Origin of the sequence: Dokdonella soli (assembly GCF_039523175.1) — a bacterium.
Classification (GTDB): domain Bacteria; phylum Pseudomonadota; class Gammaproteobacteria; order Xanthomonadales; family Rhodanobacteraceae; genus Dokdonella_A; species Dokdonella_A soli.
Genome location: NZ_BAAAEU010000024.1, coordinates 241049 through 256848, shown reverse-complemented (window position 1 = coordinate 256848; position 15800 = coordinate 241049). Strand labels below are relative to the sequence as shown.

Annotated in this window: 10 protein-coding genes, 1 tRNA gene and 2 riboswitches; of the genes, 3 read left to right on the top strand and 8 right to left on the bottom strand. The window is 64.6% G+C overall.

Annotation, left to right across the window (positions count from 1 at the left end; all coding sequences use genetic code 11):
- Positions 1 to 40: 40 nt before the first annotated feature.
- Positions 41 to 2932, bottom strand: a complete 2892-nt coding sequence (gcvP, locus tag ABD002_RS15135) for an aminomethyl-transferring glycine dehydrogenase (protein ID WP_343792538.1) — start codon at positions 2930 to 2932, stop codon at positions 41 to 43.
- Between the two features lie 60 nt (positions 2933 to 2992).
- Positions 2993 to 3099, bottom strand: a riboswitch (glycine riboswitch).
- A 1-nt stretch (position 3100) separates the two neighbouring features.
- Positions 3101 to 3200: riboswitch (glycine riboswitch) on the bottom strand.
- A gap of 85 nt (positions 3201 to 3285) precedes the next feature.
- On the opposite strand from gcvP, the gene ABD002_RS15130 reads away from it, so the two are divergent.
- The gene (locus ABD002_RS15130) at positions 3286 to 3708 is read left to right on the top strand and encodes a VOC family protein (RefSeq protein ID WP_343792536.1); all 423 of its coding nucleotides are present in this window, start codon (positions 3286 to 3288) and stop codon (positions 3706 to 3708) included.
- 116 nt (positions 3709 to 3824) lie between these two features.
- Here ABD002_RS15130 and ABD002_RS15125 read toward each other — a convergent pair whose 3' ends face one another.
- From ABD002_RS15125 to ABD002_RS15100, 6 genes are all read right to left on the bottom strand, one after another.
- Positions 3825 to 7349, bottom strand: coding sequence for a hybrid sensor histidine kinase/response regulator (locus ABD002_RS15125; RefSeq protein WP_343792534.1), 3525 nt, complete (start codon positions 7347 to 7349; stop codon positions 3825 to 3827).
- 73 nt (positions 7350 to 7422) lie between these two features.
- Positions 7423 to 9246, bottom strand: coding sequence for a methyl-accepting chemotaxis protein (locus tag ABD002_RS15120; RefSeq protein ID WP_343792532.1), 1824 nt, complete (start codon positions 9244 to 9246; stop codon positions 7423 to 7425).
- 33 nt (positions 9247 to 9279) lie between these two features.
- On the bottom strand, positions 9280 to 9753 hold the full coding sequence (locus ABD002_RS15115; RefSeq protein ID WP_343792531.1) for a chemotaxis protein CheW: 474 nt from the start codon (positions 9751 to 9753) through the stop codon (positions 9280 to 9282).
- 3 nt (positions 9754 to 9756) lie between these two features.
- Positions 9757 to 10176 (bottom strand): response regulator, encoded by a 420-nt coding sequence (locus ABD002_RS15110; protein ID WP_343792530.1) that lies wholly within the window; start codon positions 10174 to 10176, stop codon positions 9757 to 9759.
- A complete protein-coding gene (locus ABD002_RS15105) occupies positions 10157 to 11035 on the bottom strand; it encodes a response regulator (RefSeq protein ID WP_343792528.1) in 879 nt (292 codons plus the stop codon). Before ABD002_RS15105 ends, ABD002_RS15110 begins: the two co-directional genes overlap by 20 nt.
- Positions 11036 to 11494: 459 nt before the next feature.
- Positions 11495 to 11579, bottom strand: a tRNA-Leu gene (locus ABD002_RS15100).
- Positions 11580 to 11794: 215 nt separating this feature from the next.
- Between ABD002_RS15100 and rnr the strand changes: the two genes are divergently transcribed.
- Positions 11795 to 14008, top strand: a complete 2214-nt coding sequence (gene rnr / locus ABD002_RS15095; RefSeq protein ID WP_343793292.1) for a ribonuclease R — start codon at positions 11795 to 11797, stop codon at positions 14006 to 14008.
- Positions 14009 to 14067: 59 nt separating this feature from the next.
- Complete coding sequence (gene rlmB, locus ABD002_RS15090) at positions 14068 to 14814, top strand: 23S rRNA (guanosine(2251)-2'-O)-methyltransferase RlmB (protein ID WP_343792526.1); 747 nt, start codon at positions 14068 to 14070, stop codon at positions 14812 to 14814.
- Positions 14815 to 15011: 197 nt separating this feature from the next.
- Here the strand turns inward: rlmB and phoU are convergent, their stop codons facing one another.
- Complete coding sequence (phoU, locus tag ABD002_RS15085; protein ID WP_343792524.1) at positions 15012 to 15740, bottom strand: phosphate signaling complex protein PhoU; 729 nt, start codon at positions 15738 to 15740, stop codon at positions 15012 to 15014.
- Positions 15741 to 15800 lie beyond the last annotated feature (60 nt).

The window sequence follows — 15800 nt, the reverse complement described above, 5'->3', positions numbered from 1 at the left end:
GCATTCGCGGGGCCTTCGGTTCTGACCGGTGCTCGAGCCGTTACGCCACGTTCGGTTCGCTGAACGCCTCGATCTCGCCCTTGAACGCTTCCACCGGCACGCAGCTGCAGAACACGTTCTTGTCGCCGTAGATGTTGTCCACGCGCGCGACCGGCGACCAGTATTTCTGCAGTTTGAGGCTCGGCAGCGGAAACGCGGCGAGTTCGCGCGGATAGGCGTGCGTCCACTCGCTCGCGCTGACCATGGTGGCGGTGTGCGGGGCGTGCTTGAGCGGATTGTCCTCGCGGTCGAGCTTGCCGTCCTCGATCGCGCGGATCTCGTCGCGGATCTGGATCATCGCGTCGATGAAGCGGTCCAGTTCGTGCTGCGATTCGCTCTCGGTCGGCTCGACCATCAGCGTTCCGGCGACCGGGAAGCTCAAGGTCGGGGCATGGAAGCCGAAGTCGATCAGACGCTTGGCGACGTCCTCGGCGCCGATGCCGGTCGCGTCCTTAAGCGGACGCAGGTCGAGGATGCATTCGTGCGCGACGAGGCCGTTGCGGCCGGTGTAGAGCGTCTCGTAATGCGGGGCAAGGCGCTTGGCGATGTAGTTCGCGTTGAGCAGCGCGACTTGGGTCGCCTTGCGCAGGCCCTGCTGGCCCATCAGCGTGATGTACATCCACGAGATCGGCAGGATGCTGGCGCTGCCGAAGCTGGCCGCGCTGACCATGCCGACCGTGCCTTCGCCACCGAACGTGCGTGGCAGGAACGGCGCGAGGTGCGACTTCACCGCGCACGGGCCGACGCCGGGGCCGCCGCCGCCGTGCGGGATGCAGAACGTCTTGTGCAGGTTCAGGTGCGACACATCCGAACCCCACTTGCCGGGCTTGGCGACGCCGACCAGCGCGTTCATGTTGGCGCCGTCGGTGTACACCTGACCGCCGTGTGCATGCACGATCTCGCAGATCGCGACCACGTCTTCCTCGAACACGCCGTGCGTGGACGGGTAGGTGATCATCAGCGCGGCGAGGCGGTCGGAGTATTTCTCGGCGGCGCGGCGGATGTCTTCGACATCGACGTTGCCGTTCGCGTCGCATTTGGTCACCACCACGCTCATGCCGCACATCTGCGCGGAGGCCGGGTTGGTGCCATGCGCGGATTCGGGGATCAGGCAGATGTCGCGATGGCCCTCATTGCGCGAGCGGTGATACGCGCGGATCGCCAGCAGGCCGGCGTATTCGCCCTGCGCACCGGAATTCGGTTGCAGGCTGACCGCGTCGTAGCCGGTGCACTCGACCAGCATCGCCTCGAGGCCGTTGATCAGTTCCTTGTAGCCCTGGGTCTGCGTGTTCGGCGCCAGCGGATGGATGTTGCCGAACTCCGGCCAGGTCACGGGGATCATCTCGGCCGTCGCGTTGAGCTTCATCGTGCAGCTGCCGAGCGGGATCATCGTGCGATCCATCGCCAGGTCCTTGTCGGCCAGGGCGCGCATGTAGCGCAGCAGTTCGTGCTCGCTGTGATGCGTGTTGAACACCGGATGCTGCAGGAACCGGCTCTTGCGCTCGAGCGCGGCCGGCAGCGCGTCGGCGGTCGCGGCATCGAGCGCGTCGATGTCGGTGATCCGGGCGCCGAACAGCGTGGCCAGCGCGATCACGTCGGCACGCGTGGTGGTCTCGTCGAGACTGATGCCGAGGCTCTTGCCGTCGATGCGGCGCAGGTTCATGCGTGCAGCGTCGGCCTTGGCGTGGATCGCGGCCGCGTCGATGTTCACCACGTGCAGGGTGTCGAAGAAATCCGGTCCGACGGTGACACCGGCCTCGCGCAGCGCCGCGGCGAGGATCGCGGCGAGGCGATGCGTGCGGCGAGCGATGCGGGTGAGGCCTTCAGGGCCGTGGTAGACCGCGTACATGCTCGCCATCACCGCCAGCAGCACTTGCGCGGTGCAGATGTTGGAAGTCGCCTTCTCGCGGCGGATGTGCTGCTCGCGAGTCTGCAGGGTGAGGCGGTAGGCCGGCTTGCCTTCGGCATCGACCGAGACGCCGATCAGGCGGCCTGGCATCGAGCGCTTGTAGGCGTCTCGACAGGCCATGAACGCAGCGTGCGGGCCGCCGAAACCGAACGGTACGCCGAAGCGCTGGCTGTTGCCGACCACGATGTCGGCGCCCCATTCGCCGGGTGCGGCGATCAGGGTCAGCGCGAGCAGATCGGTAGCCACCGCGACCAGCGCGCCGCTCGCGTGTGCGGCATCGGCCAGCGCCTTGTAGTCATGGATCTGGCCGAAGGTGTTCGGGTACTGCAGCAGCACGCCGAAGCTGTCCGTGCCGATACTTTCTGCATCGTTGCCGACATGCAGCGCGATGCCCATCGCCTCGGCGCGGGTCTTGATCACTTCCAGCGTCTGCGGATGCACGGCGTTGGAGACGAAGAACACATTCGACTTCGATTTCGCCGAGCGTTTGGCCAGTGTCATCGCTTCGGCCGCGGCGGTGCCTTCGTCCAGCAGCGAGGCGTTGGCGATCTCCATGCCGCTGAGGTCGGCGACCATCGTCTGGAAGTTGATCAGCGCCTCCATGCGGCCCTGCGAGATCTCCGCCTGGTACGGCGTGTAGGCCGTGTACCAGGCCGGGTTCTCGAGGATGTTGCGCAGGATGACGTTCGGCGTGAGCGTGCCGTAATAGCCCTGGCCGATGAAGCTCTTGAACACCTGGTTCTTGTCGGCGACGGTGCGGATCTTGGCGAGCGCCTCGACTTCCGTGATCGCTGCCGGCAACGCCAGCGGCGCGGCGGATTTGATGTTGCCCGGCACGATCGCGTCGGTCATCGACTCCAGCGAACTTTGGCCGATCGTGCGCAGCATCTGCGCGATCTCTGCGTCGTTGGGGCCGATATGGCGCTCGAGGAAGGCGTGATGATGCTCGAGTTCGCGCAGGGAATGAGAGGTGTTCTGGGGCATGGCAGGGGCGTCCGGAAATGCTCATGTGAGCTGCACGCGCGAAGCCGCACGTGGGGGCGCCCCTCTGTCCTTTTGCCTGAGAGTTTGGAAGCGTCGACGAGAGGTCGCGCTTCTTGCCCCTTCGGCGCCGGTTCGTGCCGATGAGGGCAGCCGGTCTCTCCAGAGTGTGTGTACGCGGCGGTCTCAAGCCTGAGCGATTACGGGCGTTGCGCCTTCGGCAGCGGAACATGCCCTATGCAGGGCCGCCCGCTTCTCCCACCGCGTGCATCAAGCCGCAATTATAGCCGGTCGGCGACGGAATCAACGGCATCCGGCGTTACCATGGCGCCCCTTCGTTCAGCGTCCGAATCCCGATGAACACTCCGCCGTTCCGGCTGTTGCAGATCGACCATGTGGTGCTGCGCGTGCGCGACAGCGTGGCGATGCAGGCGTTCTACTGCGACGTGCTCGGTTGCACGGTCGAGCGGCGTCAGGACGCGATCGGCCTCCTGCAGCTGCGCGCCGGGGCCTCGCTGATCGACCTGGTCGGCGTGGACGGCAAGCTCGGTCGCATGGGCGGCGCGGCGCCGGGCGCCGAAGGCCACAACATGGATCATCTGTGCCTGCGCGTGGACGCCTTCGATGTGGATGCGCTCCGCGCGCACCTGACCGCGCATGGTGCGAGGATCGGCGACCATGGCTCGCGCTATGGGGCGGAAGGCGAGGGGCCGTCGCTCTACCTGTTCGATCCGGAGGGCAACATGCTCGAGCTCAAGGGGCCGCCCGATTCCGATTGACGAGCATCGAAAGGCGAACGGCACGCTGTGACCCGCGCAGGAAGATGGCGTCCGGACGGACAACGACGCCGGGTCCTGGCCTGCGCCGGGACGACGAATGCCTAAAACAAGCAGAGCTACTCGTCAGCCGTGACCGAGGCTCTGGACGCAATCAGGTCCGCGACCAGGGTAACCAGCATGTCTTCGGACACCGGCTTGGCCAGCATTCGAGTCACCCCCGCTTCCTCGGCCATCAGGCGATGCTTTTCAGCCGTTCGGGAGGTGATCATCAGGATCGGAAGGTCGCGGCTGGCAGGCTTGTTGCGAAGGTTGCGCGCAACCTCCAGCCCGTTCATGCGCGGCATTTCCATGTCGAGCAAGAGCACCGCAGTCGGCTTGGATTCCACTTGGGAGATCGTCTCGAATCCGTCGCTAGCGACATCCACGACGTAGCCGGCGTCCCGCATCAGCTGTTCCAGGGAACGGCGCGCGCTGAGTGAATCGTCGGCCACGACGATTCGCGGGATCTCGGGCGCTGGTACGAACTGCAGAGCGCGTTCCGTTTCGCGCCTGTCCGTGCTGTGCGCGAGCAACTGGTTGAGATCGACGACGGGGGCGAGGCCGCCATCGGGAAGCTGGGTGATGCCGCGCACCGCGGGTATCGGTGGCAGCAGTGCGCTCACCGGCTTCACGACGATGGAACGCACCTCGTCCACCGAGCGCACCAGCACCAGCGTCGGATCGCCGGCGGCATTGCGCATGAGCAGTCCGAGGCCGCCCGCCGACAGCCACATGTTGACGTCCGCGCTTTCGCGATAGACGCTCTCGATCGGCAGCGCGGGGACGTTCTTGCCCTCGATCGTGATGTTCAGCGACGTGCTCGTCTCATCATAGAGGCAGGCATCGGCCGCGAAGCCGACGATCTGCTCGACCGACGAGGCGACCACGGCGGTTCGGTGCCGCTGCCCGCTGACCAGGATGACGTTCGCCAGGGTCTGGGTCACCGGCACGTTGATTCTTACCGCCAGGCCTTGCCCCGGACGGCTTTGCAGTTGCAGGGTGCCGCGCAATTCCATGACGCGTTGATTGACAACGTCGAGGCCGACGCCGCGCCCCGAGATTTCGGTCGTCGTATCGCGCGTGGAAAAGCCGGGCAGCAGCACGAAACGGGTCAACTGTCTCTCATCCGCCTGCGCTCCCTCTGGGAGCAAGCCCGCATTGACGGCGCGGGCACGGATGGCTTCGAAGTCGAGGCCGCGCCCGTCGTCGCGGATGTCGATCGTCGCGGTATCGCCCTGCACGCCGACGTCGATGTGCAGGGGCGCCGTTTCCGGCTTGCCCAGGCGCACTCTCTGCTCGGGCGTTTCGAGGCCGTGGTCGATCGCGTTTCGGATCAGATGTCCGATCGGCTCGACGATGCGTTCGAGCAACTCTGCGTCGATAAGCGTGTCTGCGCCGGAGATTTTCAGATCCACCTGTTTCAGGACCTGCTTGGCCGTCTGTCGCGCAATGCGTTGCAGACGCGGGGAAACCTGGTTGAACGGCACCATTCGGGTGCGCAGGATGCTGCGCTGCAGATCCGTGTTGATGCGTTCCTGCTCGCTGCGCAGGTCGGCAAGCGCGCTCAGCGTGCGGCGCAGGCCGCGCACGGACACGCTGGCGTCCGTCTGCGCCTCGGCGAGCTGCCGGGAGATCACGTGCAACTCGTTGTACTGGTCGATTTCCAGCGGATCCAGATCCGTTCCGGACGCGATGGCCGTGGATTGCAGGGCCGCGCCGCGCAACGCGACGAGATCATCGAGGCGCGCAAGCAATTCCTGTGAATGGCGGCTCGATGCCTCCTGGTCGCGACGCAAGGCAACGATGCCTTCCAATAGACGATCGATTCCCTGCGATACGATCGTTGCTTCGCCGGCGAGATTCTGCAGGTGATCCAGCACGTCACTGCCGAGCGTGAGATTGCGCACGGTCGGGCTTGCCGTCGCGGGCTTCGGCGCGGGACCGGGGTCGCTTTTCGCCACGGGGGCCGCCACATGGCCGAGCTCTTGTGGCGCGTTCGCCTTCTCGACGACGGACGGCTGCACGCCGCCGTCTTCCATGAGCGCGTTGGATGCATCGAGAAGGCGCTGATAGAGATCGAGCAGGCCGTCCGGATGCGGGCCGCGACCGAGCAGGAAGTCGGAAATCTCCTCGATCTTGTCGGTACCGTCGACCAGCAGTTCGGCGGTACGCGGATCCGGCGCATCCTGCTGCCTGGCATAGGCGTCCAGGATGTCTTCCAGCGCGTGGGTGATACTCGCGAGTCCGCGCACGCCGACGGTGTTGGCGTCGCCTTTGAGCGTATGCGCAACCCGGCGCGCCTCGCTGAGCCGGTTTGCATCCTGTTCCAGGACGGCGCCGCGTACCGACGCTCCGAGCCGGGTGGCGTTGCCGGGCAATTCGCGCAGCATGCCTTCGAGCACAGCAGGCAATGCGTCCGTTGCGGGTTGCAGCGAGACGTCTTCTTCGAGCGCTTCCCGCTTGCGTGCAACTGCATGGGCAGGGTCACGCCCGATGCGCACGCGCGCAAGTTCCGCTGACAGTGCGCTGCGCCATTCGTCGTCGAGCGCGGGTACTCCGTCGACCAGTGAGGCGAGCAGCATGGCGCTGTCTTCTCCCGGCTGGTCGAGGGCAATGAGCAAGCCCGTGCACCACTGCAGAACCCGCTCCGAATCGACTGCCGAAGACGGCTCGAGGATCGTTTCCCGAATCGCGCGCAGACTCCGGGCGAGCTGCTGCGTGCCGATGACATCCAGCACATTGGCGATTAGCTCGCTCTGGTAGCCGACCGCTTCGGTGGTATTCGCCCGCGCCTCATCGGACGCGTCGTCCACCCACTGCTGGGCAAGCGGCATCAATTCCTCGACGACGGCTTTCTTGGTGAGTTCGCGTTCCTCGTCGCTTATCCAAATGAGTTCGCTTCGCTGCTCGTCGACCGATGTTTCCGACGTGGACGGTTCATTGTCGTGGTCCGGGAATCCGACGAGGCCGAGCGAGTCCGCAACGGGCGAGGATTCCGATGTTGCAAACGGCAGCGCCGGAAACGAATCGTTCAGCGCGAGCGCAGTCGCCGCATCCGCCTGTGCATCGGTGAACGCCTCGATGTGCACCTGCGTTTGCTCAACGACAAATGCAGACGCGACGTGCTCAGCCGGCTCGATGCTGGTTGGCGAGAGCAGGAAAGCGGTGTCGTCCTGATCCGTTTGAGGCAAGGCCATTGCCGCCAGCGCAGGCGGTTCGGCCGGCGCAGCGTGCGGCACGCTCGCGATCGGCGCGGACGACGACAGCCTGCGCGCGATCTCCGCCACCCATACCGGCTTGAGCTGGGGCATGCCTGCCACGTCCGCAGGCAACTGCGCGAGAACGGCCCGCTCCGCGTGCGGCAATGTTCCGTCCAGATAGCTGCGCAGGCGAGAAAACCATGCGATCGCACTGGCGACTTCGGACGCGCCGAAATAGGGTGCATCGGACGCGCGTTGCTGCAACGTCGCGTTCCACACGCGCAACAGCTCTATGACGCCGGGACTGCCCGCGCTTGCCGCCCGCAGGGAGGCGATCTTGGGCAGAAGTGGGCCGACTTCCTGCGGGGCGGATGCTGTCTCGACAGCGCGCAGCCCGGACAACAGATCGTCCAGCGACTCGGCTGCAAGTTCGAGGGTGGTTTGGAATGCGGCCATTCAGTCGTCTGCCGCTGGATCAGGCGGGCAACTGGAACGCGGAGATCGTGCGCACCAGCGAGGACGCCGAGTCGCTCAGACTCTCAGTGTCGGAGCGCTGCTCGCCGATTTCCTCCAATGTTCGCTTCGATGCGGTCAAAAGGCTGCGCGCGCGTTCCAGCAGTCGTTGCGAGGCCGCGCCCTGCGCTTGCGTGGTCTGCGAGATCGAACGGACGGAATTCACCAGCGCTTCGGTCGCGTGACGCGTATCGTTCATCTGCGATCCGGCGCGGTCCGCAAGATGGGTGATTTCGACGACCTTGGTGATCGTGTTGTTCATGGCCTGCAGCGTTTCCGAGGTATCGGACTGGATCGCGTTGACGAGTCCGGCGATCTGCTGCGTCGCTTCACGCGCGTTCTCGGCCAGGCGTTTGACTTCGTCCGCGACGACTGCGAAGCCGCGACCGGCGTCTCCGGCTGCGACCGCCTGCATCGATGCATTCAGCGCCAGCACCGACGTGCGCTCGGCAATCTGGCCGATGATCGTGACGGTTGCCGAAATCTCCTGCGAGCGTTCCGCGAGGCGCTTTACGCGTTTTTCCGTCTCCCGGATCTGGTCACGCGACGAAGCGATGCCTTCGACCGTTTGACCCACGATCTTCAGCGCGTCGCCGGTGGTGGTCAGGGCACGCTCCGCGTCACGGCCAGCGCTCTGGGCCTGTTCGCCCATCAAATGCAAGGCATTCGCCGCGTCGGTCAGTTCCTTCGACGCTTCGCCGGCCTGATTACTGGCCTCACCTGCCAGCGAATGCACGGCATCCGCACGCTCCTTGACGCGCGTCGAACTGTCCGACACCTGTCTGGAGATGCCGCTCACGTCCGCCAGTGCGCGCGCGGTGGAGGTCGTCATCATGTTGATCGCGTCGGAGACCGCTCCGGTCACGTCCTCGGACACGGGCACGCGAATGCTCAGGTCGCGCTGCGCGAGTTGGGCGACCGAGGTCATGATGTTCACGACCGAATTGTTGAGCTGGTCGTTTTCCCGTTGAGCCGCGAGCATGACGCTGAGGCGCTCATCGAGAAGCTTGTTCAACTGGCTGCCCAATTGGCCGAGTTCGTCGAGCGTGTCCAGATTCGAGCGCGCGGCGAAATCGCCGGCACTCAAGCGTCCGACGACACTGGACAGGCTCTTCACGTTGCGCAGGATCGTGCGCACCACGACCACGGAGAGCAGCAGGGCCAGGACGGCGATGGCAGCGGCGCTGGCGATGGCAACCAGCGAGCGGGACGTTGCCTCCGCACCCGACTTCTCCAGTGCGGAGAGTGACGCCGTCGTGCTGCTGACGACGTTCTGGATCAGTTCGTCGAACTGCGTCGAGGTCGCTCGGTCCAAGCCGCGCACCTGGAGGTCCACCTTCTTGCCGGCTTCCGGATCAGCCGCATCGAACGACTTGAGCGCCGTCTCGTAGGTGGTGAGCATCTTGGCGTGTTCGTCGACGAGTTTGTCGACCACACTCGTCGACATTCCAGCTTTCGCAATCGCGACTTTGCTGGCAGCCAATTCGCGCTGCACGTCGGCGGCACGTGCGGTGAACTGATCATGGTACTTCTGGAAGAGGGCAGCATCATTGCCGCGGATCAGAACGTCCTTCCATTCCTGCACCTGGCGCTGGAAGTTCACGTGCGCGCTGCGCGCCAACGCGACGAGCGTGGTCGAATCCGTACCGGTGCGCACCGCACCGTTGATCTGATCGGTAAGGATGCGTCCCTGGAAAAACGCGGCGCCGATGAGCCCGATCAGCGCGAGCATCATCAGTCCGATCTGCAGGTACATCTTTGTCCTGATGCTTAGGCTCTTGAACATTTCAACATTCCTCGATGAGCAACTACAGCTGGATCAGGGCCTGGCGGCCTTCATCAGCAAGGTGGGGGCGATCTCCGCAAGCCATGTCGGGGGATCGAAGGCGCACGCGACGTCCGGGTTCGCACCTCGTGCGATCCAATCTGCTTTTCCCGCCCACGGAACGATGCTGCGGCCCGCAGGAAGAATCATCGGCGGTTCGCTCGCCAGCAGCCCCAGGAAACATGGTCCGGAAGCAATCGAAATCATCGTCGTTGCCCGCTCCCGTCGGCGTTCTACTTCCACCCACAGGGCCAGATCGAAAAACGGCACGATCTGACCGCCGTGGCGCGCGACCCCGCGGAACCATGGCGCGCACATAGGCACCGGCGCGATAGTCGCGTCTGTCAGTTGCTGTGCGATCACGCCCGCGTCCAAGACCAGGAGTGGAAGAGACGGATGCACGCGCAGCGCAATACTCGCGCGCTGGCTTCGAACGGGTTCAAGCGAAGACGGAGCGAACGTGGGCATCGTTCAGCCAAACGCCTTCAACGTATCCAGTATCTGCTCGGGCGTGTAGGGTTTTGCGATCAGCGCTTTCGCTCCCTGCATCTTGCTCCAGATGTGATCGGCTTTCTGCGACTTGCTGGAAACGAATACGACCGGAATCGACTTGGTTTCGGCGTCGGCCTGCAATAGGCGGCAGGCTTCATAACCATCCATGTCCGGCATGACGATATCCAGCAGGATCAGGTTTGGTTTCTCGCTCTTTGCCTTGGTCAGCGCATCAGTACCATTGGTCGCAGTGACCGAATGCCAGCCGGCGTCGGTGAGAATGCTGCGCAAATTGGCGAGTTCGGCTGCGGAATCGTCACAGATCAAAACTTTTTGCATGGGTAAACCCCTATTGCGCGTGGTGAAGAAGCGATGGTGATTACTGTCCTGAACCCGCATATCCGCGCGAGGCCAGCTGAGCGCGGGTGTTCCTGGAATTCCTGAGCAATGCCTTGTCGATCGCCGTTCGGAACTCGTCCCACGTGATCGGCTTGGTCAAGTAGCTGTTGCAACCCGAAAGCATCCCGCGAGCTCGATCGAACGGTGAGGATCGGCTGGTCAACATCACGACCGGCATGCTTCGCTTATTGGGGTCCTGCTTGATCTTGCGGCACAGTTCGTACCCGTCCATGCCGGGCATCACCACATCCAGCAGGGCGATGTCGTACGTTGCGAGTGCGAGCATGGCCTGCGCCTGGTCGGCATCCGCGGCCTGATCGCATCTGAAACCCATGCGATCGAGGGCTGCACGCAGTTGTTCGCGCACCGCCAGGCTATCGTCGACAACGATGGCCTTGAGTGGCTCGGGTATGCCGCTCGAACCTTCGACAAAAGCGGCATCGTTCGCAGGCCTGTCGACGGATTGCACCAGGCTCGCGGCCGACGTTTCGGGACCATGGGATGTTCGCGCGTCGCTTTTTCCGTCCCACAATTCCGAATCGACGATGGAATCGAGCACCTTGAAAATGCTGCGCAGCAGGGAGGCGCGCTGAACCGTATACAGCCAGTCGCCCTTCGCGCCCTCGGGATCGATGATCGCGACGGGCACGGTCCGCGCAAAGCGCTTTTTGAGATCTTCGTATATCGACAGAGAAAGCGGCGATCCGGTATCGACGATCGCAATGCTCGGAGGCTGCGTGAATGCGCTCTTGTCTGCCAGGAACTGAAAACGGCTCGCAGCGGGGAGAGACATCAACATTTGCAGCAGTCTCTGGTCGCGCTCCTTCAGTGCGCAACCGGCGACTGGGTATTTCCTCATTGCTTTCTCCCTGAGCGTTTGTCCGCTCAGCACTGCGTAATCAGTTCGGACCGGGGGTGGTCCACCATGGCAGCAATATCGGTGCCATGTTCATGCGGTAATGCGCGCGCATGCGAGTCACGCAAGCAAAGCGTGACAGGCCGCACATTTTGCGGCCGTCGGTGCGGCCTCGGATCGGGGTACCTAGCGCAGCCTTACCTTCGACATGTCTGCAGTTCGTGGTCGGCATCGTCTGCCGCTGCGGGATGTTTGGCGCCTCGTGACAACGTTCGTCAGTGAGTTACCGACGTGTCATCAGTGAATTCCGGATATCAGGCCTCCTGCGGCAGGCTCACCGGCGCATGGTGGTGCTACGCCTTGCGGGCAGGCTGGATGACGGGCAACAAAAAACCCCGCTGCTGGCGGGGTTTCGTGTCAAACTCGCGATCGGGCATCGCCACGTATCGGAGATGCTGCATGTGGTGCCCAGGAGAGGACTCGAACCTCCACGGTTTTACCCGCTAGTACCTGAAACTAGTGCGTCTACCAATTCCGCCACCTGGGCCCTTCCGGGATGGCAGGCCATTCCGGGGGCCGCGAACAATACTGGCCGCCGCCTGAGCTGTCAACGCATCGCTCTTGCAATCGCGTGCACGCTCGGCGACGCTGGCCCCGAACAACAAGGAAATAGCATTGAAAAGAAGAAAAACAACGACTTCGCGCGCCCCTGCGGTGCGCAACAAGCGCGGCCCCGGCAAGCGTGCCGGCCTACCGAAATTCATGCCGGAAAAGCTGCCGCCGCTGCCGGGCAAGAAGGGGGCGAAACCGCCACCCATCCATGATCCCCATGCCGAGCGCGAGGCGAGCCGCTACGAGCGGCCGATCGCGAGTCGCGAGGCGATCACCGCGCTGCTGGAGGAGCACGGCGAGCTGATGACGGTCGAGATGATCGCGCACGCGCTGCACCTGAGCACGCCGCAGGATTTCGATGCGCTGACACGGCGGCTCGCCGCGATGCTGCGCGACGGCCAGCTGATCCAGAATCGCCGTGGCGGCTACGGAGTCGCCAGCAAGCTCGACCTGATCCGCGGCGGCGTGATCGCGAACGCGGAGGGCTACGGTTTCCTGCGGCCCGAGGAGGGCGGCGAGGACCTGTACCTGTCGCCGGCCGAGATGCGCAAGGTGCTGCATGGCGACCGCGTGCTCGCCAGCGTGGTCGGCGTCGACCGGCGTGGGCGCCGCCAGGGCGCGATCGTCGAGGTGCTCGAACGCCGCTCGCCGCGCCTGGTCGGGCGCGTGGTCGAGGAAAACGGCCTCGTGCTGGTTACGCCGGACGACCGGCGCCTGCACCAGGATGTGCTGATCACGCCGGGCAAGGACCGCGGCGCCCGCTCGGGCCAGATCGTCGTCGTCGAGATCACCGACCAGCCGAACGTGCAGCGCGGACCGATGGGCAAGGTTCTCACGGTGCTCGGCGAGCGTTTGACGCCGTCGCTGGTCGTCGAGATGGCGATCGCGAGCCATGACTTGCCGCACGAGTGGCCGGTCGTCGCGCTGCGCGATGCGGCCGAGGTCGAACCCGAGGTTTCGGCAGCCGAGATCAAGGGCCGCGTCGACCTGCGCACGACGCCGCTGGTCACGATCGACGGCGAGGACGCCAAGGATTTTGACGACGCGGTCTATGCGGAACCGAACGACAACGGCTTCCGCCTGCTCGTCGCGATCGCCGACGTCTCGCACTATGTGCAGCCCGGCACGCCGCTCGACGAGGAGGCGTACAACCGCGCGACTTCGGTGTATTTCCCCGGGTTCGTCGTGCCGATGCTGCCTGAGACCTTGTCGAACGGCATCTGCTCACTGAACCCGAAGGTCGAGCGGTTGTGCATGGTCTGCGAGATGCATATCGACCGCGACGGCGAGGTCACGCGTTCGAAGTTCTATCCGGCGGTGATGCGCTCGCATGCGCGTCTGACCTACAACCGTGTCTGGCAGGCGATCGGCGAGAAGGATGCGGATGCGCGCCACGAACTCGCCGACATGATGCCGCAGCTGAAGAACCTGCATCAGCTCTACAAGCTGCTCGCGAAGGCGCGCCAGAAGCGCGGCGCGATCGACTTCGAGAGTACCGAGGTCGACTTCCGCCTGGGTCCCAACGGCGAGGTCGTGCAGCTCGCGACGCACGAGCGCAACGATGCGCACAAGCTGATCGAGGAATGCATGATCGCGGCGAACGTCGAGGCCGCGAAGTATCTGCAGAAGCGTCGCATCCCGACGCCATACCGCGTGCACGCGCCGCCGCCGGCCTCGAAGTACGAGGATCTGCTCGAATTCCTGCGCGAGTTCAAGCTGAGCCTGCCGCCGATCTCGCAGGTCACGCCGGGTGATTTCTCGGCGTTGCTGAAGAAGGTGCGCAAGCGCCCCGATGCGAGTCTGATCGAATCGGTGCTGCTGCGTTCGCAAAGCCTGGCCGTGTATCAACCGAACGATCCCGGTCATTTCGGGCTTGGTCTCGAGTCGTATACGCATTTCACCTCGCCGATCCGTCGCTACCCGGACCTGCTCGTGCATCGCGCGATCCGCTACGCGCTTGGCGGCGGCAAGCCGGCGGAATACCAGTACAGCCCGAGCGACATGGCCAGCCTGTGCGTGCACTGCTCGCACAACGAACGCCGCGCCGACGAAGCCGAGCGCGATGTCGACGAGCGCTACAAGTGCGCATGGATGGAGAAGCACGTCGGCAGCGAGTTCGACGGCATCGTCGCCGGCGTCACCTCGTTCGGCCTGTTCGTGGAATTGACCGAATCGAAGATCAGTGGCCTCGTGCACATCACGCAGCTGCCGAACGACTACTACCACTTCGACGCGACACGGCGCCTGCTGACCGGCGAGCGGCGTGGCCTCAAGTTCCGCCTCGGCGACGAGGTGCGCGTGCAGGTACTGCGCGCGAGCCTGGAGGACCGCAAGATCGATTTCCGGCTGGTCTCGAGTCGCTGACGCGCGAAGCTTCCCAAACGAATTCCAACTGTCCTTATTCAGTCGACCCTTTATCAACAATGAGCAATGAACTCCTGATCGGCATCCACGCGGTCGAAGCCGCGCTGAACCACGATGTCGGCAATCTCGTCGAGCTGTACATCGAGATCGGCAGCCACAACGCGCGCGTCAAGGAACTCGGCGAACGCGCGCGCGAGCTCGGCGTGAAGCCGCATGCGCGCGACCGCGCCGCACTCGATCGCATGACCGGCGGCGGGCGTCATCAAGGCGTTGTCGCGTACTACAACGCGCCCGCCCCGCTACCGGAATCGGCGCTGGCCGAGCTGGTCGAGAAGGCTGCGCGTGATGCGCTGTTCCTGGTCCTCGACGGCGTCACCGATCCACACAATTTCGGCGCCTGCCTGCGCAGCGCGGAAGCGGCCGGCGTAACCGCGGTGGTCGTGCCGAAGGATCGCGCGGTCGGTGTCACGCCGACGGTGCGCCGCGCGTCGTCAGGCGCCGCTGATCGTGTGCCAATCGTCGCGGTGACCAATCTCGCGCGTGCGTTGAAGGGGCTGAAGGATGCCGGCGTTTGGCTAGTCGGCATGGCCAGCAAGGAGGCGCCGCAGTCGATCTATGCGGTCGACCTCAATGGCCCGATCGCGATCGTGCTCGGCAGCGAGGGCGAAGGCATGCGTCGGCTGACGAGCGAAAACTGCGATTTCCTGGCGCATATTCCGATGCGCGGCGACGTCGAGAGCCTGAACGTCTCGGTCGCCACCGGAATCGCGTTGTTCGAAGCCTTGCGCCAGCGCGCGGGAAAATAGGACAAGGCATCGGGACTGCAGTCACTCCCGCCAAGGTTCCTTCCACCCCGTTCACGAGGCGCCGTCGTGCACGGTCGGCAGGAGCGGCTTCAGCTGCGATGCGTTGCCCTCTCCAAAGGGGGAGGGTTGGGGGATGGCGTCAGCGCATGAACCGCACCGCGGCTGAAGCCGCTCCTACGGAATAGCGTCGGTCCTTCTCAGCGCGGCCCGTCGATCGCGAGACCCGACGTTGCGTCGCCTTTGCGACGCGTCTGGGTGATCTGCGTTCCGTGCACGAGGAAGTACACGTACTCGGCGATGTTGGTGGCGTGGTCGCCGATGCGCTCGATGTTCTTCGCGATGAACAACAAGTGCGTGCACGGCGTGATGTTGCGCGGATCTTCCATCATGTAGGTGAGCAGTTCGCGGAACAGGCCGGTGTACTGCTCGTCGAGCTCTTCGTCACGGGCCCACGCATCGAGCGCACGGTCGGCGTCGTTGTCCCGATAGGCCACCAGCACTTCCTGCACCAGCCCCTCGGCCAGGCGCGCGAGGCGCGGCAGGGCATTGGCGAGTTGCACCGGTGCGGATTGGTTGAGCACGATCGATCGCTTGGCGACGTTCGCGGCATAGTCGCCGATGCGCTCGATGTCGGCCGCGATGCGCAGCGCCGCGAGGATTTCGCGCAGGTCGCGCGCCATCGGCTGGCGCAGCGCGAGCAGGCGCACGACATCCTGGCTGACTTCGTGTTCGAGCGCGTCGATCGCGGAGTCATCGTGCACGACCTTCATCGCGGCGTCGCTGTCGCGCTCCATCACCACGTCGATCGCGGCTTCGAGCTGGCTCAGTGCGAGCTGGCCCATGCGCTGGATCTCGCCGGTCAGGCGCTTCAGCTCCTGGTCGTAGCCCTTGACGATGTGGTCGCCGGTTTGTGGTGTCGAATTCATGGGCGTGTGTCTCGTGCTTTTCCCTCTCCCGCCGGGAGAGGGTGCCCCGAAGGGGCGGGT

Bases quoted from the DNA above. Each gene is read 5' to 3' on its own strand.
- rlmB (WP_343792526.1), top strand. From the start codon at position 14,068: ATGAGCAATGAACTCCTGATCGGCATCCACGCGGTCGAAGCCGCGCTG.
- ABD002_RS15120 (WP_343792532.1), bottom strand. From the start codon at position 9,246: ATGTTCAAGAGCCTAAGCATCAGGACAAAGATGTACCTGCAGATCGGA.
- ABD002_RS15115 (WP_343792531.1), bottom strand. From the start codon at position 9,753: ATGCCCACGTTCGCTCCGTCTTCGCTTGAACCCGTTCGAAGCCAGCGC.
- gcvP (WP_343792538.1), bottom strand. From the start codon at position 2,932: ATGCCCCAGAACACCTCTCATTCCCTGCGCGAACTCGAGCATCATCAC.
- rnr (WP_343793292.1), top strand. From the start codon at position 11,795: ATGCCGGAAAAGCTGCCGCCGCTGCCGGGCAAGAAGGGGGCGAAACCG.
- phoU (WP_343792524.1), bottom strand. From the start codon at position 15,740: ATGAATTCGACACCACAAACCGGCGACCACATCGTCAAGGGCTACGAC.
- ABD002_RS15105 (WP_343792528.1), bottom strand. From the start codon at position 11,035: ATGAGGAAATACCCAGTCGCCGGTTGCGCACTGAAGGAGCGCGACCAG.
- ABD002_RS15110 (WP_343792530.1), bottom strand. From the start codon at position 10,176: ATGCGGGTTCAGGACAGTAATCACCATCGCTTCTTCACCACGCGCAAT.
- ABD002_RS15130 (WP_343792536.1), top strand. From the start codon at position 3,286: ATGAACACTCCGCCGTTCCGGCTGTTGCAGATCGACCATGTGGTGCTG.